Here is a 21575-nt window from a genome sequence, read left to right as displayed (position 1 = left end):
CGTTCGCCTCCCATCCCATCAATTATAGTAGAACACTTTCCTAGAGACCAAGATGCCGACGATGATGAGCACGACACTGATGACAGCCGTATAAATCCACGACATCGCGGCGCTGAGCCCGAAGTTTTGTGCCTGGAATGCGGTGTTGTAGATCGTTGTCGTAACTTGGCTGTTCGTGAACGAATCGATGATCGTATAGATGATGTTCGTCAGAATTAATGGACTGACCATCGGAAACGTGATTTTCCAGAACGTCTCATAGGCCGTCGCGCCTTCCATCTTGGCGACTTCATACATGGAGATCGGAACGGATTGAAGCGCTGCAAGGAAGATCAGAATTTGAACGCCGGAGCTCTTGATGATCTCATAGATCCGCTGAACGGCACTTATGATGTAATCAATGAACCACATCGGCATGCCCGCGTCGGACAACGTGAATGCAAGCGATAACGGGTCAAAGCCATTCTGCTGCTGACCTAATTCCTTCGCGACTTCAGAACTGCCGGTCAGTTGAATGAGCCCGGATGTTTGGGCTGCGGCAATTGCTCCGGAAGCCAGTATGACCGGCAAGAAGAATACCGCGCGGGCGAATGGCCGTCCGACGAACTTGGTGTTCAGCAGCGTTGCCGTAAACAAGCTGAAAAACAAGATCATCGGCACGTTCCAAGCCATTTCGCTCAAGGACTGGGTCAGAATACGGTTGAAATTCGGATCGACCGACAACGCGTTCTTGAAGTTGCCCCAGCCGATGAAATCAAGCGTATAACCGCCTCCCGGGGCGATCTTCAGATTGCTGAAGCTGAAGTGGATCGATTGAAACAGCGGCGTTGCGAACAGGAACACGAAGCCAAGCAGCCAAGGCAAAATAAATACGACGCCGAGGAGCGAACGTTTCTGCGTTAAGGTTAATCGTCTTATGTTCACTAGTTGTCACCACCTACGGTAAAATTTGTCGCACCGATCTGAACGCCGTTAACGGTGACCGGCTGAGCCGTATAGTTCACATAAATCGAAGTTCCATTGCTGTAACGCACTTCGGCCACGCCGGGCTGATGTTGAATATGCTCCGTGATGGTTTGGCTTTGCAAGCCGCCAAGAACCTGGTTCACTTTTCCATATAAATCCGCTGCATCCTTAAGCCAATCCGAGTAGTGCGTCGAGAATAGCGATTCGTAGGTCGTCAGCTTCAATTTGGAAGAAGATTCGTACGACCAGAAGAAATGCGGCGCAGCCCCGTACTCGAGCGAATGGAGCAGATGATACGTGAGATCCTGCTCGTCATCCAGGTTAATCGGAGAGCCGGCATAATCCTTGTAGCCGTGGATCACCATTTCGTAGAACGGAACGACTTCGTCTTCGATGCTGAATTCGCTGGAAGAGGTCGGAACGTTCAGCAGCTGGTCGGCGTATTGCAGTGCGTATTTATTGCCCCCGGTCATCATCACGTTCGGATAGTTCTTCTCAATCTTGCCAAGCTGATCCGTTACGATGTTTTTGGCGACGTCCCGGAACACGACTCGATTGACCCGATAGTCGGCAGTCAGCTTATCGCCCATATCGCGCAGCGCCACCGAATCCATCTTGTACTTCTTATAACTGTCGATGAAGCTGTCGACGAAGTATGGCAGCTTCGCCGGCGAAAGCAAGTAGTACGAACCCCATTGCGTATTCATCGCGTTCAAGGAACGGTCGAACGGCGAGAGCAGCGCTTGCTCTCTCGTCACGAAACGCGCCGCATCCGCAGCAGGCTTGAAGTCATGATTCGTACGAAGCACATGCTGGAACGCCACATCCGGATACAAATTGCCGCCCATGGCCTTCAGCTGTTCCGACAATTTAGCAAGATCGGATTTGCTGCCGAGCTGGCTGTCGAGCTTCACGGTCTCCGGAATCTTATGATCGATTCCTTCATTAAACCAACCGACGTATCTCATCTGTACATTGGACACGCCTGCGGCTTTGATTTCCTTGGCGATTTGCCCCGCTTGATCAATCGTCGTCATCGGCATCAGACCTTTGTACGGAACGCCCAGGAAAGACTTCTGTTTGTCCACCGCGCCAAGCACATCGACGTAGAATGGCAGCTGCCCCTCTGTTTTCAACGGTTTAAGAACGCCTTGCTCCACCAAATTGTCCCGATACACGGCCGCCATGCCGGAATAGGAAGCCTGTTCGCCGGAAAGGAAGTTGTACCGCAGCTGGATATCGCCTTCGAAGCGATCTTCGGTCAACAGTTGGAATTCGTCCACTTTATTGCCTTTGTACAATTCGAGCTCGTCCTCGCCCCGGATTGCGAAGCTGGCATACGTGCTGTTGTAGGAATTTTTTCTGCCGCTAACATCCGCGTTGATGCTGGCAATGCCCTCGCCTTTCTCTATCGTGGCGAACCATGCTTCGTCTCCCGCTTTCATTCCGAACACCGGGAGCCGCGCCGCCTCGGCAATTTGACCGCGTCTCTTCGAGTTGTCGTTCTCGTCATCGCCGTATACCCGCTGCACGTACACCTCTTCATTGGCTTTGCCATTGTTAAGGTTGATTAAGCTGCCGGATCCGTCAGGAACGAGCATATAGCCTTTGTCCTCCGTTGTCGCTGCACCGAAGAAATCCAGCAGCTCGACCGAACGGATTTGGTAGCCTTTGCTTTCCTGAATGTCTTTCACCGGAACATGAACGAGCAATGAATTGCCCGAGAGCTGGTACTCGATCGGAATCGAGAAGGTAGGCTTCGTCGATGCACTGCCTCCGGAACCGCCGTTCTCGTCATTGTCCGCTTTCAAATCTTCCGCCGTATAGCCTGCTTTCGTGAAAGCATCGGTCACGCGTTTCAGCACGAGCGCCCGGGATACCTCGGTGTCGAGCCGTTCCAGCACGTCCGGATTGTTATCGAGCGGGTAATACCGGTTCGATACGTAATCCGCCGTTTTCTTATCCAGCTTGCTCAGCACTTTCTCTTCGAACCGCTTCTTGCTGATTCGTTTCGGCAGCGCATCGATCCCAAGCGACGTATCCCCGATCGTATAAGTGATTCGAACGCCGTTCTCGATACCCTCCGCTTTAAACTGCTTGCGTTGAATGCTGTCCGTAAAATTCGTAACCGTGCTCAAGGTGCCGATTTCATCGCGATAGTTCAATGTCACTTGGGCAGCCAGCCTATCCTTCTCGAAAGGCGATGCTTTGGCGTCCGATGCCGCATCGCCCGGATTGCTCTGCCATACCTTGCCGCTTGCCTTGTTGACAATGGCGATTCCGGTCGTCTCCGAATTCATATAAAGCGCGAGCGCATCTGTCTGAGCAACAAGCTTCATGCCCGGGACGGCTTTCGTGCTGTCCGCCAAATATTTCAGCTCCGTCACTGCTGCAGGTTTCATGTCCGATCGTGCAAAAGCAGCGATATCCGCGGACGGCGCGCCTTTGGTATATAAGCTATAGGCGTAAGCCGAAATGCCGACAATCCCGATACAGGCCAGCGCCGCATACCATTTTGTTCTTCTGTTCAAAGGTGCGGCCTCCTTTAGGTCCGGAATATGATTTCACGATAGACATCGTAGATGAACCAGTAGATTTGCGAGCCGAGACTGAAAGCCAATGTGGCAATGAAGACGACGAATCCCATCGCTATGACGGTAAGCGCCATCGTCAGCACGGTTTTAGCCGGCGTGTATTGGTGCACGGTCATAATGCCTACGAATAGCAGGATGACGAACCAGACCGTGGCGATGCTGTTCAAGAGATAGTAAAACGCCGTCTCCTCTTGCGTCATGAACCGGCTGATCAACGTCATCGGCAAGTTGATGAGAACGATGGGCAGCAAGGCGTAACCCGTCGCCATCACGATCTCTTTAAACTTGCCTTCCCCTTCCATGAGCGTGGTGATCGACCAGTTCGCGACACAGAACAATAAGAAAGGAAGGATCGTGAACTCCAGATCGTCCAGGCTGTTCAACGAGCGCGGGTCGACCATGTTGACGAGGAAACCGGCGAATTGCTTTTGCAAAATAGTTGTAAGAATAACTGCAAGCAAGATGAGCAGGGAAACCTTCATTTTCCCTTTGCCCTCGTACTTCATGTCCCAGAACCCGTCGAATGGACGCACGATCAGATGGAGCGGAAACTTAAGAAAGTCCTGCTTCACGTTTCACAGCCCTCCTTCTTAAAACTATTCTCGTGATGCGGTACAAGATAAACGCGATGATCAAGGTAAACACGATGGTCATGAACGTGCCGAACTGTTCTTTCAGTTCATCCCGGCGGTAGCGTTTATACGCGACCGAATAGTTTTTGCGGCTCATGCCCAGTTTGAAATATTCCATCGCCTTCTTGTTATCCTTCTGCATCAGGAGCGACTTGCCGATACCGAGATAGGCGATTTCGTAGTTCGTATTCAACCGGAGCACGTCGCCCCACAATTTAACGGCCACATCGTCATTGCCATTGTAGTGTTCGGTCGTCGCTTGTCTGACCAGGGATCCAAACTTCGTCGTACGGAATACGACAATGTTGTTCTTGCCTCGGTCCAGTACGGCAAGCTTATCGCCGATCTGTTCGACAGCGACCGGTGTATTGAATACCCCCAGCTGGTTGCCTCGGCCGCCGAAGGCATAGAGTAAATCCCCTTCGTCGTTATAGGTGAACAACCGCGCGCGGTTGGAATCAAGCGCGACGTACATGCCGCCGCCGATGACCTTAATATCCGTGAACATGGATGGACCGGAGTTGTTGCCGAACATCCTGAATCGGACATCGCCTCTGACGGCCCAGTATCCCAGACGCTTCAGCACGTCGTCGCCCGAAGGATTCAACCGCTTGATCGGCGTGTCGGACGAAATATCAATCGCCGTCGCGTACACGAATCCTTTGCGGTCAATATCCACGTTGGAGAACTCGGTCGGAATGAACAGCTGCATCTGAGCCTTCTGCGCTTTCGTGGACAATGACTTCCAGAGCCGGTCCCAGATGGAAGGAGCTACGTTGATCGTTCCTACGTACCCCATGAAGGTGTTCTTATCGTCGAATTGCATAATCCCTTCAAACACGCCGCGAGCGACGACGAATACGCGATCCGCTTGATCGACCGTGACTTTCAAAGGAACAAACTTGAAATCAGCAGGCAGAATGTCTGATTTCGGATTCGAGATGATTCGAATCAGGTCGCCTTTATCCGAAAGCACGACCACGCGGCCATTCTCTGTATCCGCGACGTAAAGCTCATGCTTATCGGATACAAACAGCCCCTCAGGAGCGGAAAATCCGTCTTCTTTGCCATTATTCTTGAACGTCTTGATGACGCGTTCGACTTTCAAGTCTTTATCCAGCACCACGATTCGCGCGTTGCCGCTGTCCAAAATGTAAGTCGTGCTTTCCGGCGTCACGAACAGATCGTTCGGATCTTTGAAATCGCCGATGCCCAGACTTTTTCCCGTTATCGCAACGTCCGGCAGATAGGGAGCTGGCAGCGGCGCTGAATCCCCGTAGTAATCATAATTGTAGGCTTCGTATGGCGCAGCTGCCGATGCTCTCGGAATGACGAACGAAGCCATCAGCGATACGATCGCAACTAGCAGCAAGACCCTCTTTATATGCACGCTTCCACCCCCTCTAATCCTTCATGCCGGATGTAGTCATCGTTTCGATAATGCGGCTTTGCGAAACGACGAACAGGGCAATCGGCACGCTCATCAGAATCAATGCCACCGCCGATCCTACGCCTGCCCGCGCAATACCGCCGAATATGATTTGGTTCGATGCATAGTGAAGCGTTTTCAACTGCTCGCTGTAGATAAAGCCGTTCCCGTCCGTTCCCCACAGCATTTGGAATAGCAAGATGACGAGCGTCAGCCAAGCCGGCTTAACGTTCGGCATGACGATTTGCCAAAAGATCCGATATTCGTTGGCGCCGTCGATCTTAGCCGACTCCAGCAGCGCGTCGGGAATTTGCTCCATGAACTGTTTCATGAGGTAGAGTCCCAATGAGAATGCGAAGGCAGGAACGATGACCGCCCAATACGTATCGATGAAACCGATCCAAGACATGACCATATAGTTCGGGATCGCCGTAACCTGAGGCGTGAACATCAGCGAGAGCACGACGATCGTAAAAATGACTTTCGATCCCGGGAAACGGTGTTTGGCAAGCGGATACGCCGCAGCCGAAGCCAGCAGAACGTGACCGACGACGCCCATCCCGGTAATGAAAAAGGTGTTGAATATGTAACGGGAGAACGGGACCCAGGATTGGCCGAGCAGCGTCATCAAATCAATGAAGTTGCTCGTGGTCGGGTGCCGTACGAACAGGGTCGGCGGGAACATGAAGATTTCATCGAGCGGCTTGAACGCCGCGTTTATCGCGTATACCAGCGGCAGCGCCATGAACGATGCAACGGCTGCCAGAAAGATAAACATCCAGAACGTGCCGGCAAAAGAGCGGTTAACGCGTTTTTTGCGTATTGATAATGCTACCCTCATCTGTCTATTCCCCCACCCTCCTGAGAAGTCGTTGAACGACCAAGTTCGTGCCCACCATCAAGGTGAACAAGACGGTCGCAATCGCGGAAGCATAGCCCATCTCGAAACGAATGGTACCGAAGTCGATCAAGTGCGTTACGATCGTTTCCGCGGCGTAGTTGACGCTTGGGAAGCCGGCCAGATAAATCGAGACATCCGCTATGGCCAGTGACGAGGTGATCTGTATGACCGCCCCGAACATCAGCTGCGGCTTCATCGAAGGAAGCGTAATGTACCAAAGCTCTTGCCAGCGATTCTTGATCCCGTCGACGGCACCCGCTTCATACAGCGTTTTGTCGACGGTTTGGAGACCTGCGATAAAAGCGAGGAACCCCGTTCCGAGACTCAGCCACAGCTGGACGAGAATGATGATCGGCATAATGTATTTCTCTGTCTTCAGCCACTGGATCGGCTCTAGAAGGACACCCATGTTGATCAGGAAACCGTTCGCGATACCGTAACGGTCCCCCGAGAAAATCATCTGCCAGAGGAAATAGACGTTCCCCGAGATCGACGGCGCATAGAAGATCAGCGTCATGAATGCGCGCATCTTCGGACGTAGATCGTTAATGATCCAAGCGAAAACGAAACAGGCAATATAACTGAGCGGTCCTGTAATGACCGCGAAGAGGATGGTGTTCTTGATCGCAATCAAGAACACATCGTCTTCCAAGAACAAGCGGGAGTAGTTCTGCCAGCCGATGAACTTCGGAAACTGCAGCATATTGAAATAAGTGAAGCTGATGATAACGGACATGATTACGGGCAATACGGTAAAGACCGCGAACAAAATCAAGTATGGCGACATCAGTACATACGAATGCTTATGCGCTTTGATCTCACTCCACTTGATCGCCCACCAGCCCGGAGTTTTCACGGCTGGCTTGGCGACGGTTACGTTCACGGAAGGTTGACTCGGTGTACCGATCGTTGACACATGGATCCCTCCTTATTCCGGCAAGCCGAATTCTTTGCGTTTGGCTTTTATTTCGTCTTGAATATATTGGGTGTAATCAAGTATGGATTCTCGTGCTTCCGTCTTATTCTCGACAACCACTTTCAAGAATGCGTTCTGAAGATGGCGTCCGGTGAAATAACCGCCCGGAACCTCAGGAATGCCTTTGACGTATTCGAACTGAGCCTTCAAGGCTTGATAATCGGCAACCGGCCATGGCAAGCTGTCAAGCGCTTTGATATTCGCCGTCGGATAACGCGCGGAAGCTCCCATGAGCGCTTCCATCTCCCGGCCGAAATTCGTTTGCGTTTCCTCGCTCGTCCACCACTTCATGAATTCCCATGACGAATCTTTGTCTTTCGCGTCGTTCATCATCAAAGTGCCGTTACCGGTACTTGGCGTATCTCTGTTGATCGTGCCGTCCGGTTGTTTCGTTCCCGGAATCGGAGCAAATCCCCACATGCCGCGAATCTCCGGCGCGAATACGGTGAGCTGGTTATAGGTCGTATAATCCACGATGCCGATCGGCATTTCACCGGTACGGAATCGGTTCGCGAAATCGAATTCGCGTTCCAGCTTGTAATCGCTGTAAAGATCCGTCCACGTCTTGAACGTTTCTACGCCGATTTTGGAATCCAGATCGGATTCTTTGCCGCCATTGCGATAGAATTGTCCACCGTTCTGCATCAGCAATGACCCGAAAATCGAGTTCGGAGGTATGTTCTGGCCAGGTACAGGCACCGACGTCTGCGGCACCGTGATCGGCATGCCGAATTGCATCCGGTTCTTGCTGAGTACGGTCAGCAGCTTGTACACATCGTCCCAAGTTTGCGGAACTTCAAGGCCCAGCTCCTGCAGAACGTCCTTGCGATAGAAGAGCATGTTGAAAGTTTGCGTTTCCGGCAGCGCGTATACGCCTTTCTCATAGGTGTAAGGAACAAGCGCGCTTTCGCGGAACCTCTTCGCTATTTCCGGATAATCGGCGAAGTGCGATAAGTCGGCTGCCGCATCTCGCATCGCGTAGTTGACCGGAATATCGTTGCTGATTTGCATCGCAACGTCCGGTCCGCGGCCGGCTAACGTTGCTGGCAACAGCGTATTCATTTGGACAAGCTTCAAGTTGACGTTAATGCCCGTTTCGGGCGTAAAGGTTTCATCGATCATCGCTTTAAGCGTATTCGCCTGATCTCGGCCGCTTCCGATCCATACCGTAATCGTTTTTTGGTTCTTCTGATCGGAATCATTACCGATTTGGTTGTAGTCGATGACGAACGAATAAGCGAATGTCGCGACTTCATGCTTGATCTTCGAGAAGAAGCCTTCTCCAGCTTTAGGGAACTTCTTGGCAGGAGAAGCGACGTAAATTTCATCGATTTGCAAAGGCATCTCAATCGCTTTTTGCAGCCATGTGCCGAGTCCCCCCGCATTGCTCTTGAAAGACGCCAGGCGGCGCGGAATCGTATCCGGATCCTTCACCAATTCAGTTAACTGCATCGCCATCGTTTTCAATAAGGCTTCGGAATCGCTGCTGCCGCCGGACAGCCGTTTCAATTCTTTGCTGACGGCAGTAAGCCGCTCGCTTTCCGACTTAAAGGTTTCCAGCATCTTGGGAACTTGCTTGTCCAGTCGGTAATCGCGGTACTTATCCGGGGAAGCGCCGGTGATCATGATGATTTTGCGATACATCGCATTGAGATTGTACAAGCTCTCTTTCACTTCGCGAATGAGCGGCGCGAATTCGCCTAACGTGTCTTCCATGCGAATGATATTCTTGCCTTTCTCGAGCTTGAACAGGTACGGCTCGTCGCCGCCCATGACATCGATGCGGTAGCCGTTTTTATACCGGAAAGGAATTTCCTCTGCTTCCTTGAAAGGTACTTCGCCGTTTATTAAAAGCCGGCGCGTCGAGTAGAGTCCCCGAACAAATTGCTGCTTCGATTTCATGCCGATTTTGTAGAGACCCGCTTCGGGCACATCGACTTCCCATTCGATCCACTGGCCTGGCAAACGCCAGTTGTTGCCGCCGATCGTATTGACACGGATAAGCTTCGGACTATACGGCGTAACGGAGCCCGTCGAGCGTTCGGTTTGCGGATAAAGCGTAGGCGACGACTTCGCACTGGCAGCCTCGCCTTGAACGGTGATCAATTGACCGTCCGTTTTCTTCAACCCGTCTTGTTCATATTGTTTCAGCGCATCCGCGTAAGCAACAGGCTGCTTCTGTTGATACAATTTCACTTGATGGATCACCATCGGCTCACGCTGGGAAACGAAAGTCAGCGTATGCCGGCCGGCACTTAAGTAAAACTTGAACGGATCTGCGTAATAACCATCCGAATCTTCAAGCATCGCCTCGCGCCACTCCGGCTTCTCGACTTGCTGCGGACGCAGGTCATTGCCTTGATTATCCTGTTTGATGTGGTCCAATTCATTATCCCAAACCCGGTCAAATTGCAGATAAGACGCTTCCGTGAACGGAACGGCGCCATCAATCATTAGCGAACGCTCAATGCTCGAGCTCTTCCCTGCAATCGGAAAATACTGGACGCCGATGTTATAAAATCCTGCTTGCTTCACATCGATGTCCCATTCAACGCTGCCCTGTTCGCCTGTTTTAAGAGAAGTTCCGGATTGGCCTTCATAATTGTCGATCTTCTCGAACCCGTCGCCGTCCGTCTTGGCGTAATTGGAAGCGTCCATGATGATTTCTTGATCTGCGAAGTCAGCGCTCGCGTTTTGGGCCAAATAATCCGCATAATCTCCGCGGCTCTGCTGCTGTGTAGACCAGGAACCTTCAGCAAACGCCGACTGGCCTCCTGCCGCAACCGTGCTGTCATCGCCCGTCTGGGACCATACTACGAGCAGCCCAACCGCAACGACGATGCATGCCCCCGTCGTTACCCATTTCTTAAGTCGTTTTCTCCCTTTCAATGTCAGCCCTCCTAGGCGGCGACTTGATTCTAGCGGCTCACTCATCCCGCTGACGAAAGCGCAATCATGTACACTTATCGTCCTGTCTGCACATAACAACCCTATCGATATGCCAAACATATTTATGATTATGATTGATATTTATTATCCACTTTGTTTGCCATTTGTTATGCTCGATTTGAATAGAAAAGGAGGGTTGTACCGGGACATCCGGCCCTCCCCTCCCTTCACTACCAGCCTAGTATCGATGATTATTTCAATTTTGCAAGTGCAGCTTCAGCAGGCGCTTTGTATTTTTCAACGGTCGCTTTTACAGAAAGTTTTTTCTTGATGATGTCATCCATAACCGAGAACCAAGGGTAGTCGGTCACACCTTCTTCGAGCGAGATACGGCCGGTGTTGTTAATGTGTTGAAGGGCCATATCGATGTCGGATTGGTTCTTAAAGAGTGCTTCCAGTCCGTTTTGACCCAGGTATTCTTCTGTCGAAGGCACATCCTGCAGTTCTTCGTAAATTTGGTAGACGGCTTGCGGATCTTTTACGCCTTTCGGAATGACCCAGCCGTTCTGAGCTGTATTCGCGTATGTGTATTTGCCGTCGCCGCTTGGACCTTGCGGGTTCGGTACGACGCCGACTTCGAATGGCAATCCGCCGACGTTCCAGTCAAAGTTCGACGTCATGGCAACGTCGCCGTCTTTAAATGTCGATGTTTCATCCCAGCTGTTTTTGTCGCCTTTTTTAACTTTTACAACGTTCTCTGTATTGTACAGACGGTTGATGAATTCCAATGTTTCAATCATTTTCGGATCCGTGAAGCCGACGGACAGGTCGTCATTAACGAACAACGCGCCGTTCGTTACGCCAAAGTCGCGCGCTGCGCCTGGTGCCCAGTCTGCGAAGCCCCAAGTATCCGGTTTGCCGTCATTATTGGTATCGGTCGTGGCTTGCTTGGCAACTTCAAGGAATTTATCCCAGTTCCATTCGCCGCTTGCGTACAGATCTTGCGGATCTGGCAGCCCCAGCTTCTTGAACAGGTCGCGGTTGTAGAACATGCCTACAGTCGAAACGCCTTTTCCGCCGAAGAAGTAATCGTTGCCCAGCAATTGAGGAAGCTTAGTCGTGTGAACTTGTTCGTTGTTAATATCGCTTGTCGCTTGCGTGTAGTCAGAAAGAGGAAGGAGCAAACCTTGTTTAATCGGAGCAAGAGCACGCTTGAACTCAAGGATGGAGATATCGGCCATTGGTGTTCCGGACAACGCCGCTGTCGTGAACTTATCCATATATTTATCGAACGGAATGTTGTCATACTTGATTTTGACATTGTATTTCTTCTCGACTTCATGTAACTTGTCGAGCGCTTTCTTCGAATCCGCCGTATCGCCTTTAGGCGTTCCATCCCACCATGCGGAGATATGAATTTCACGACCGTCGAGATTCGTTGCGGCTGGCGCATCGGCATCATCGGCAGCGGTATTGTTCGCGGCGGTGTTATCTGCAGCAGTATTGTTAGCGGCAGCATCGTTACCAGTCGCGGCATTATTGCCGGTTGCGGTATTGTTAGCTGTCGTATCGTTCGCCGGCGTATTAGTGGCAGCGTTACCACTGTTGTCGCTGCTGCTGCCGCATCCCGTTAAAGTGACCATAGCCGCTGCTAACAGAATTGTAAGTGCTTTCATATTTTTCATTCGCAAAACAACCTCCCGATTTTTTTTGTGAGCAAAACTGTTTGCTCCGGTAAGGTTCACCGGGTACCGAGATGCATTTCTCTCTAACTATCATCTTCGTAACCGTTTACATTCTTTGCTTTTACGTACCCCCATCACCACCGGTTTGCGAAGTGTCTGATGACTTACATGTCAATAATAGCATCCTAAGCTAAAATTAGTCAATTGCATTTTTGCGTTTTTCACAACATTTTCGCAACCGGTTATTTCATTTGTTTTTCTTTTGTTATTTCATTAGTGCGCATGTTTAATAACCCGAAAATCATAAAAAATGAGCCGCCTCTCTCCAGATTAATCGTTTGCAACAAGACAAACTAACCGAAAATCGATGACCTTTTGAAAAAACTGTCCAGATCCCATTATTCAATAAAAATAGAGTGTTTGTAATTTGCCATGTATGCTTCATTCTCTGTGCAAGCAGCTGGCAAGATGGAACTAACGGATTTGAAAGCGTTGTCATTATGAGGTGCGTCCCATCTTCGCTTTCGAGATGAGACAAGACGAGAAGTTTGCGTGGTTGTTGATTTGATGAAGGTACTCGCAGAACATAATGCGTTGCTATCTACTTAGTAATGATGATAATTTAACATAAGCTAACTTCAGAAAACCTAACTTTAGAAAAATTTTAGGTTCCCGCATCCACGCTGTCACGAGCTCCATCGTGTTGAAGGGAATACGCATAATTCTCGCGCAGGACAACATCGGCATAAATCAGTTTTTTCTCGTGCGCAGAAGCCGGGTTTTGGATGCGCCATAACATTTGGTCGACCGCTCTCATTCCGAGCAGCTCTTTGTTCACGTTCACTGTCGCAAGAATCGGATGGGTATGACAAGTGTTGTCGAACCCGGTCACGGCACAATCGACAGGCACTTCGATATTCAGCTTGCTCAGCTGTTCGATCAGAAACTGCGCGTTAACGTCATGCGCGCACACGTATACCTCCGGAAGATCCGTAGGCTTATATTTCTCGAATAAGACAAAGATATCTTCTGCCTCCGGACCGATCAGCATCGGATCCTGGTGCAGTACTATATCACAGCTCTCGAGCGTCGAACGGAACGCCAGCCAACGTTCGAGATAGCTCTGCGCTTCCTTGATGCAGCCGACAAATTGAAATTTGCGGTACCCTTTGCTGATCAGCTTCATCATCATTTGCTGCGTGCTGGTGAAATTGTCCGTAAATATCGTATCGCAGGCAAATACGGGATCGATGTGGTCAACCATGACGACAGGAATGTCCATCTTCTTGATTTCCAGCAATATTTGCGTAGAAACCGTGCCGATCGTTATGATGCCTTGTATGGCCTCCGGATTCAGCAGCTTAAATACATTATCGTCGGACGGTTCCGTAATCGTAATGATGTCGAGTCCGCGTTGACGGAGGCGCGAAGACACCCCTTCAAAGACCGGCCCCCAATACACATGCTCCCTGTTCTGATAACGCAAGTTAGGAAACATGACAACGATCGTGCCGTCCCACTTGTTATCTTCGAATTCTTGCAGCTCGCCCGTGATGCGCTGCGGTTCATTGTTCTTAAAATAACCCAGCTGTCCGGCGACCCTTAGAATCTTCTCCCTCGTTTGAACGCTTACACCGCTCTTGCCTGATAATGCCCGAGAAACAGCGAACTTGGAGACACCAGCTAAATCAGCGATTTCTTGAATTCTCACTTTACCTCTCATGATGACCCGTCCGTTTCTCTTTAAAATATTTAGTTCGTACTCTCAGCCCCCCGTTTTGCCTCAACCGCCGCTACCGGCCGCAAAACGATATGATCCTCTTCCAGCCGCAGCAATACTTTATCCGCATCCTTGGCGCCTACAGCAGCCAAATAATGCTCAGGTACTTGAATGCGACCGGACCGGTCCATTACCGCATATTCGATATGGGTATCAAGACCTTCTTCTCCCGACTCATCCTCGGCATCGTGTTCGTCCGTCCTTCGGATCATTTCCGAGGATGTCCGGCCGTCACGGATGAGCACGACGCGTTGAACCTGCTTCGCGAGATCCAAATCATGCGTAACGATGACGATCGTCAGCCCCATCTCGGCATTGAGTTTCCGCAGCAGCGCCATGATTTGATCCGACGTGCGCGTATCGAGCGCGCCCGTCGGTTCATCGGCAAGCAGCAATTTAGGCCGGTTAGCGAGCGCGATGGCAATTGCCACGCGCTGCTGCTCGCCTCCCGAAAGCTGCTGCAGCTTATGGCCGGTCCTCGAACCGAGCCCCACCGCTTCCAGCAGCTCTATCGCGCGCATCCGTTTCTTCTTCCGGTCATGCAGCAGCATCGGAATTTCGACATTCTCCCTGGCCGTCAAGTAAGGAACGAGGTTGCGCGCTTTATTTTGCCATATAAAACCGACGGTTTCACGTTTGTATACATTCTGTTCCTTATCCGTCAGCTTCAACATATCTTTGCCGGCGATGGTAAGCCGTCCTGCGGACGGACGATCCAATCCCCCGAGCATATTCATCAAGGTTGATTTCCCGCTGCCGGAATTCCCGATAACGGCGATCATCTCGCCTTGATTCACCTGTAGATTCAACCCTTGCAGCGCAACGACTTCGATTTCCGCAGTTTTATAAATTTTAACTAAATTCTCACATGTTATCAACAGCTAATCCTCCCCGAGCTTGACCGCTTGGTGAATATTCATCCGCTTCAGCAGCCAGGTCAGAATAACAAGCGCGGCAGCAAGCATGAAACATGTCGAGATGCCCAGCCTAATGATATCTGCATGATCGGAAATGACTTCGAACGGCGGCACAATTCTTCCAGGATCGAACGAGAGCTGGAACAATGGTACGTAGATTTGACCTGCGGCGATTCCGGTTGCGATGCCGATGAAGAATCCGGCGCCCGTGGTTAGCAGCTGTTCCAGCGTCATCATGCCGAGCAGCTGCTTGAAGGAAATCCCCATCGCCCGGTAGATACCGAATTGCAGCATCCGGCCTTGGAGCGACAACAGCCAGAAGAGCATAAACCCAAGGAAGCTGATCGCCAGCGAAATTATAAAACCTAACGTCATGACGCCGTTGATCGCCATCCGGAACGGATCCATGCGGCTCTCCGAGATTTTGCCGATCGTATCGCTGAATCCTTCAAGCTGAACATGCCGTTTATCCATCTCGTCGAGCATCGCTTGCCTATCCGCGCCCGGCTTAAGCTTCAGCCACACATCGTACGGCTCCATGGCAAGCTCGTTCTGAATCGTGTCCAAATGGCCGACGATCAGCATCGGATCTTGCTTCTTGCCGCCTCCCTCCGCGGCAGCGACCGGATTCGGGTTGAACGCCGGGAAATACGGCACGACGCCATATACGACAAGCCTTGTCGGACGAATCCCTTCCCAGCCTACGTCCAGGACGTCGCCGGCCTTCGCGCCGAAGAAATCCGCCGCGGTTTTGGATAACAATACCGCATGCGTGTCGGCGGCAATCAAATTCAAATAATCGTTGAACGGGTACTGCATCAAGCTGTCTTTCATCCAAGCGGCATTACCGAAGTCGTCCGTGTCGATGCCCATCAGCTTGACCTTGCCGCTCTTCGTTCCGAGCCATGCCTGCGCTTCGTCTTTCGTAAATACTTTCGCGGCCGTATCCACGCCCGGCAGCGTTTGAATCAGTTCGAAAGGAGGCTCCAAATAATGAATGACGTCCGGCGCCGGAGCTTGCTGCACGGGCTCGTTGGCCGAAGGCGGCCCAGCAGGACCTGAAGGAGCGTCGCTCTCCCAGTGTTGGCGAAGCACGACATCGCTGCCGGCAGCATACCAAATCTGGTCTTCCATATTCTCGTTCAGCGTGCGTGCCGTATTGGCATTGTAGATCCCCGTTCCAACCGTCAGAACGAGAAACAGCATCAACCCGTGATAGATTCGATTCCGGCGGATGACCAGCAGCAGCGTGGTGTAGTATTGCGGCGCCCAGCGCTTGCGGCCCATCCGGTAAATGAGCGCGATGAACAGCGGATACAGTCTCATCATCAGGAGTCCCGAGCCGAGAATAAACAGCGTCGGAATCGTGTAGAGCAGCGGATCTGCCGACAACGATTTTCCGTCAAGGCCTAGCTTGACAAGATCCGTCATCCGTTGGCGGAACATGTAGTGACCGTACAACGCGACAAGAATCAGGATGATATCGACCCCGAAGAGCTGCCAGATCGGCCGTTTTCCTTCGCGGGCCTTCGCCCGCTTCTGATCCACAATCGATACTTTCGTCGCGATAAATACCGGAACGAGGTTAAGGACCCACGCGGCGAACACCGCGCCCGCAGCATACTTCCAGCTCTCGGCAGTCATCTCAACCTGCAGCGATCCGCGGTTTACGAAGTTCAGGAAGGTGCTCGTGGATCCGAGAACCCGCGTAAACCAAATCCCAAGCCACGGTCCGATGGCATAAGCCGCGATTGCGAGAAGCCCGAACTCTGCAGCATACATCAGGACGAGATGGAATCTGGATGCGCCGCGGCTGCGAAGCACGGAAATCTCTGCCTTTTGGCGTTCGACAAGCATGCTCGTCACCATGTAGAAGTAGAACGCAATCAAGATAAACAAAGGAACATTAAGCGACCAGAGCAGCGTGCGAAGCGTCTTCTCCCGCTCGCTGTAAGCTGTCATCGCCTCGCTGCCCGGAACCCAAACCGTTGAACTGACCGAGTAATTGTACGAGCCGAGCATGTCGGGCGCCAAGTTCGTCTTCAAATTCAACATGTAAGCAGCGGTATCCAGGTTGAATTGGGTGTAATCGGTGATGGCCGTTCCGCCGACCCGTCCGATGATGATCGGGCGTTTCGCAATAAAGTCTTGTTCGAACAGCTTATCCGGCAGGAAGAGCGTATTCTGATCGTTCTTCAGATTCTGCATGCCCCAGAACGGATCGTTCAAATCCTTCTCCACAATGACGGCTACCGGCTTGATCCGGATCGAGGTATCCTTGATCTTCGGATCTTTTATGTCGTATTCCTGACCAAGCAGCATGCCGAGTTGACCGAGCGCGCTGTCCGTGACCATGACTTCGTACACGCCATCCACTCTCGTCTGCGAAGGAAGCTTCCCGTCGATAAGCCGGATATGCTCCTCCAAACTCGAACGCATGGACAGCTTGGCGTTGCGTTTCACCTTCGGATCGACTCGCGAAGGATCGGTCGGCGTAAGTCCGAACCGCACCGTCTCCACCTGCTTTTGATCCTGCGTGACATGCAGCAATTTGCTTCCCGTAATATGCGAAGACCAATAAGCGTCGAACCGGTCCATAATCTTCGATTGGACCTTCGCGTTGTCCGTCTGCATCGTAAACTGCGCGGCTATCATGCCGGGATGATCCCCGGTTTGTTCATAACTGCGCTCCAAATCTTGCACGAGCATATGATGCAAAACGGCATTTTTATAAATCGGCATACTTGCCGTGAGCGCGATGCATAGCAGCATTCCGCTGAACAAACAGATAACCAGCCAATAATTTCTGGCCATCTTGCGAAGAAGCATGATGAGAACGGACATAATTCCCTTGATTCCTCCCGGTGGCTTACGGAAGAATAATCTTCATTCCTTCCTGAACGCCTTTCACTATCTCGTATTCCGTCGCAGTCGCGAGACCGGTTTCGATATCGATTTCCTTGCGCCGCTCGCCTTCCAGTACCTGTACGAACGTTCGGCCAAAATATGCGCGGACCGCGCTCTTCGGAAGCACAATGACTTTGTCGCGGCGGGCCGCGACGATCGTCACGTCGGCATGGGCGCCGAACGAGGCGCCTTCGGGCAGTTTCGCGAGTTCGATATAGAGCGTCTTCCCGTATTCATCACGCAGCTTCTCGTCTGCCGTTTCCGGAGCGGAGGCCGGCGTCTGCGTAACCTTCCCTTTGTAGGTTTTTTCTTTGTAGATAACGTCCGCAGCCATGCCGAGCTTAATATCGGCCAAGGCCGGATTGGCAGTTACCTCGAGGGAAAGCCGCATACCGTCAGGCTGCGCAACCGCCATCAGCACCCGGCCCGCATCGAAATGATCGCCCGGCTCCAAGTCGGTTGCATATGAGATCACGCCGTCCTTTTTCGCGCGAACGATGCTGCTCTCGGCCTTTGCTTTCGCTTTGTCGTAGAGCAGCTCGGCCAGCTTGAAATCAAGCTTCGCGATGCGGATGTTCTCTTCCCCTCCGGCTTTGATCGTATCGTTAAGCGTTTGCTTCTTGCGTTCATATTCGATTTCCCGCTGCAAAAGCTCTACTTCGACTCCGTCGTTCTCGAGCGTAACCAGCACGTCGCCTTTCTTCACGGCGCTGCCTGCCCTTGCTTCGACCGAATGGATGACGCCTGCGTCGGGCTGTTGATAATATTCAATATTCGTGGGAACGAAAGTGGCGGAACCGGAAATTTGCTTCACGATGCTGCCGGTCTTCGACTCGATCGTTCTAATTTCGGCCTGCGCGGGTTTGACAAGCGGAGGCTTCAACGGTGCCTGTTCTTGCGGAAGCAGGCTGCAGCCTGCCGCAAGGGAGCTTGCGATTAGCAATACGCCGAGCGCGGCCGCTCGTGACTTAAACACGTCTGATGCTTTCCGAACCAATTCGTCCATCCTCCAGTGCATGAACCTGATCGACAAGATCCATGATGTGCGGGTCATGCGTTGTCAGCACGACGCTAACGCCTAAGGTGCCTACCAGTTCACGAAATACTTCAATGATTTGTTTGCCCATGCGAGAATCCAATTCCGCCGTCGGTTCGTCTGCCAGGATCAGTTTCGGTTTATGGGCAATCGCTCGCGCTATCGCGGTTCGCTGCTGCTCGCCGCCGGACATCTCCTGCGGCCGATGATGCATCCGCTGCGCCAGCCCGACAAAAGAAAGCGCCTCCTCCGCAAGCATCTTGCGATCCGCGGCCGGCGATCCGGCGATCCGGAGTCCCAGTTCAACATTCTCGAATGCGCTTAAATACGGCACTAAAGCAAACGATTGAAAAATAAGGCCGATTTCTCTCTTTCTCATCTCATTCTTCTGCTGCTCGCTCATCCGACTGCCGTCTCGTCCGCTATAGAAGATCGTCCCTTCGCTCGGCGAATCCAAAGCGCCCATGATATTAAGCAATGTCGTCTTCCCCGAGCCGGAACGTCCTTTCAAAGCAATTAACGAGCCTTTGTCGACGCTAAGCGAGGCACCCCTTAATGCGAAAACTTTATTGTCCCCTTTACCGAAAATACGCGTCACATTCTGGACATCCAAAATCGGTGCAAGGGAAGCCGCTAATCCACTCAAAACCAATCCCCCTCCATCAAGCGGTATTGTTTCGGTAAACGCTTACATTGTCATTTCATTACTATAATAACAACTACTGCTTCATTCGTAAATCGTATTTTTGGTATTTTGTGAAATTTTGTTATGTATATTTTTTTGACAAGCCTAATCATTTGTTTAGGTACGTTATTCTGATTTGCTTTTTGTCCTTTCAGCGCTTTAGGATTTATCTTGACATCACTGGGCACTGCTTGGCACTGCCTGGGCAGTGTAACGCAAAAAACACCTTCAAGAGAGATGCCCGCATCTAACGATGGGGCAGTAATCTCTTGAAGGTGTTAGGTTTGAACTTACATAATGAACTCCGTCCCCGTTAGGATCAGGTCGTTCACAATATTAGTAAAGAGACAGGTACTGGTCTCTCTCCCACTCATGGATCTGCGTGCGGTACATATCCCACTCGATTTCTTTCAATTCGTAGAAGTGAGCCAGCGCGTGGTCGCCCAGCGCGTCGCAGATGACTTCGCTGCGAAGCAGCTCGGTGAGCGCTTCTTTCAGGTCATCCGGCAAGCTTGGGATGCCCTCGTCGATCCGCTCTTCGTCGGTCATGACGTAGATGTTGCGGTCCGTAGGCGCCGGAAGCGGCGTTTTGTTGATGATGCCGTCCAAGCCGGCTTTCAACATAACGGCAAGCGCCAGATAAGGGTTCGCGGCCGGATCCGGGCTGCGCACTTCGATCCGCGTGCTGAGGCCGCGGGAAGCCGGAATACGGATCATCGGGCTGCGGTTGCTGGCAGACCATGCAACGTAGCATGGCGCTTCGTAGCCGGGCACCAGACGTTTGTACGAGTTGACTGTCGGATTCGTAATCGCCGCGAAAGAACGCGCATGGCGCAATACGCCAGCCATGTAGTAACGCGCGACTTGGCTCAGGCCAAGCTTATCGCTCTCGTCGTAGAACGCATTCACATTGCCTTTGAACAGCGATTGATGACAGTGCATGCCGGATCCGTTAACGCCGAACAGCGGTTTCGGCATGAACGATGCATGCAGGCCGTGCTGGCGCGCAATCGTTTTGACAACGAGCTTGAACGTTTGAATTTGGTCAGCCGCTTTAATGGCATCGGCATATTTGAAGTCGATCTCATGCTGACCAGGAGCTACCTCATGGTGTGAGGCTTCGATTTCAAAGCCCATTTCTTCCAGCGTCAGCACGATTTCGCGGCGGCAGTTTTCGCCAAGGTCCATCGGCGCAAGGTCGAAATAACCGCCTTGGTCGTTCAGCTCCGTCGTCGGATTGCCGTTAGCATCTGTTTTGAACAGGAAGAACTCCGGTTCCGGACCGACATTCATGGACGTAAAGCCCATTTCTTCCGCTTCCTTAAGTACGCGCTTCAGAATTCCGCGCGGATCGCCGGCGAACGGCGTGCCGTCAGGCATATAAATGTCACAGATCAAACGTGCGATGCGGTCTTCCGCTACCCACGGGAATACGACCCAAGTATCCAAGTCCGGATAAAGATACATATCGGATTCTTCAATACGTACGTAGCCTTCGATCGAAGAACCGTCAAACATCATTTTGTTGTCAAGCGCCTTCTCAAGCTGGCTGACAGGAATCTCGACGTTCTTGATCGTACCGAGCAAGTCGGTGAATTGCAGTCGAATAAAACGAACATTTTGTTCCTTCGCAATACGTCTGATGTCGTCTTTCGTGTAGCTCACAGGATCAGCTCCTCTAATTTGGTGAATGACAGATAAATTGCCAAGCCGTTATTTCTTGTTATAGAAACGGGACAGCTGTCCTTGGATGAGCGAGGCTTTGCCCGGTCTCTTCTCAAGCAGCTGCTGTTTCAATAGCCGGTGAAGCTGCGCATCGGACAACTCGCGTCTCTTTACTTCAGAGAGCTCGCTGACGACGGTCGCATCCTCCGATTCCTTGGAAACCGGGTTCATGACTTGTTTGATGCCGGCAATGTTGACGCCTTTCTCGATCAGCGATTTGATTTCCAGCAGCCTCTCCACGTCGTTGAACGAAAATAACCGTTGGTTTCCGGCCGTACGTGCAGGCACGATTAACTCATGCTGTTCGTAGTATCGGATTTGCCTTGCGGTCAAGTCGGTCAGCTTCATGACGATGCCGATCGGAAAAAGCGCCATATTTCTGCGTATTTCGTCACCCATATCGCATCAACCTTCCAATGTCTGATATGCTCTCATTGTAACGCCATGCCAAAT

The 21575-nt window shown here is 51.6% G+C and carries 15 protein-coding genes; all 15 read right to left on the bottom strand.

What is annotated here, in order from left to right; all coding sequences use genetic code 11:
* Nucleotides 1–18: 18 nt before the first annotated feature.
* Nucleotides 19–924 (bottom strand): carbohydrate ABC transporter permease, encoded by a 906-nt coding sequence (locus GZH47_RS29380; RefSeq protein ID WP_162644611.1) that lies wholly within the window; start codon nucleotides 922–924, stop codon nucleotides 19–21.
* Nucleotides 924–3497 (bottom strand): DUF5696 domain-containing protein, encoded by a 2574-nt coding sequence (locus GZH47_RS29375; RefSeq protein WP_162644609.1) that lies wholly within the window; start codon nucleotides 3495–3497, stop codon nucleotides 924–926. The genes GZH47_RS29380 and GZH47_RS29375 overlap by 1 nt, the downstream gene beginning before the upstream one ends.
* A gap of 14 nt (nucleotides 3498–3511) precedes the next feature.
* Nucleotides 3512–4132: a Yip1 family protein gene (locus GZH47_RS29370; protein ID WP_162644607.1), complete on the bottom strand. Its 621-nt coding sequence runs from the start codon at nucleotides 4130–4132 to the stop codon at nucleotides 3512–3514.
* Nucleotides 4113–5582, bottom strand: coding sequence for an NHL repeat-containing protein (locus tag GZH47_RS29365; RefSeq protein WP_162644605.1), 1470 nt, complete (start codon nucleotides 5580–5582; stop codon nucleotides 4113–4115). The genes GZH47_RS29370 and GZH47_RS29365 overlap by 20 nt, the downstream gene beginning before the upstream one ends.
* Before the next feature lie 13 nt (nucleotides 5583–5595).
* The gene (locus tag GZH47_RS29360) at nucleotides 5596–6462 is read right to left on the bottom strand and encodes a carbohydrate ABC transporter permease (RefSeq protein ID WP_162644603.1); all 867 of its coding nucleotides are present in this window, start codon (nucleotides 6460–6462) and stop codon (nucleotides 5596–5598) included.
* A gap of 4 nt (nucleotides 6463–6466) precedes the next feature.
* Nucleotides 6467–7378, bottom strand: a complete 912-nt coding sequence (locus GZH47_RS29355) for a carbohydrate ABC transporter permease (RefSeq protein WP_225446600.1) — start codon at nucleotides 7376–7378, stop codon at nucleotides 6467–6469.
* A 72-nt stretch (nucleotides 7379–7450) separates the two neighbouring features.
* The gene (locus tag GZH47_RS29350) at nucleotides 7451–10387 is read right to left on the bottom strand and encodes an extracellular solute-binding protein (RefSeq protein WP_318653394.1); all 2937 of its coding nucleotides are present in this window, start codon (nucleotides 10385–10387) and stop codon (nucleotides 7451–7453) included.
* A gap of 251 nt (nucleotides 10388–10638) precedes the next feature.
* Entirely contained in the window at nucleotides 10639–12132 is a 1494-nt protein-coding gene (locus GZH47_RS29345) for an ABC transporter substrate-binding protein (RefSeq protein ID WP_225446267.1), read from the bottom strand.
* A 604-nt stretch (nucleotides 12133–12736) separates the two neighbouring features.
* On the bottom strand, nucleotides 12737–13795 hold the full coding sequence (locus GZH47_RS29340) for a LacI family DNA-binding transcriptional regulator (RefSeq protein ID WP_162644601.1): 1059 nt from the start codon (nucleotides 13793–13795) through the stop codon (nucleotides 12737–12739).
* A 29-nt stretch (nucleotides 13796–13824) separates the two neighbouring features.
* A complete protein-coding gene (locus tag GZH47_RS29335) occupies nucleotides 13825–14730 on the bottom strand; it encodes an ABC transporter ATP-binding protein (protein WP_162644599.1) in 906 nt (301 codons plus the stop codon).
* Between the two features lie 3 nt (nucleotides 14731–14733).
* Nucleotides 14734–17613, bottom strand: coding sequence for an ABC transporter permease (locus GZH47_RS29330; protein WP_162644597.1), 2880 nt, complete (start codon nucleotides 17611–17613; stop codon nucleotides 14734–14736).
* A gap of 25 nt (nucleotides 17614–17638) precedes the next feature.
* Nucleotides 17639–18652 (bottom strand): efflux RND transporter periplasmic adaptor subunit, encoded by a 1014-nt coding sequence (locus GZH47_RS29325; RefSeq protein ID WP_162644594.1) that lies wholly within the window; start codon nucleotides 18650–18652, stop codon nucleotides 17639–17641.
* Nucleotides 18645–19358: an ABC transporter ATP-binding protein gene (locus GZH47_RS29320; RefSeq protein WP_192043558.1), complete on the bottom strand. Its 714-nt coding sequence runs from the start codon at nucleotides 19356–19358 to the stop codon at nucleotides 18645–18647. The genes GZH47_RS29325 and GZH47_RS29320 overlap by 8 nt, the downstream gene beginning before the upstream one ends.
* Before the next feature lie 375 nt (nucleotides 19359–19733).
* Complete coding sequence (gene glnA / locus GZH47_RS29315; RefSeq protein WP_162644590.1) at nucleotides 19734–21062, bottom strand: type I glutamate--ammonia ligase; 1329 nt, start codon at nucleotides 21060–21062, stop codon at nucleotides 19734–19736.
* Between the two features lie 48 nt (nucleotides 21063–21110).
* Nucleotides 21111–21521: a MerR family transcriptional regulator gene (locus GZH47_RS29310; RefSeq protein ID WP_162644588.1), complete on the bottom strand. Its 411-nt coding sequence runs from the start codon at nucleotides 21519–21521 to the stop codon at nucleotides 21111–21113.
* Nucleotides 21522–21575: the final 54 nt, after the last annotated feature.

This window comes from Paenibacillus rhizovicinus (assembly GCF_010365285.1).
In the GTDB taxonomy this organism is placed as follows: domain Bacteria; phylum Bacillota; class Bacilli; order Paenibacillales; family Paenibacillaceae; genus Paenibacillus_Z; species Paenibacillus_Z rhizovicinus.
This window is presented reverse-complemented; position numbering and strand designations above follow the sequence as displayed.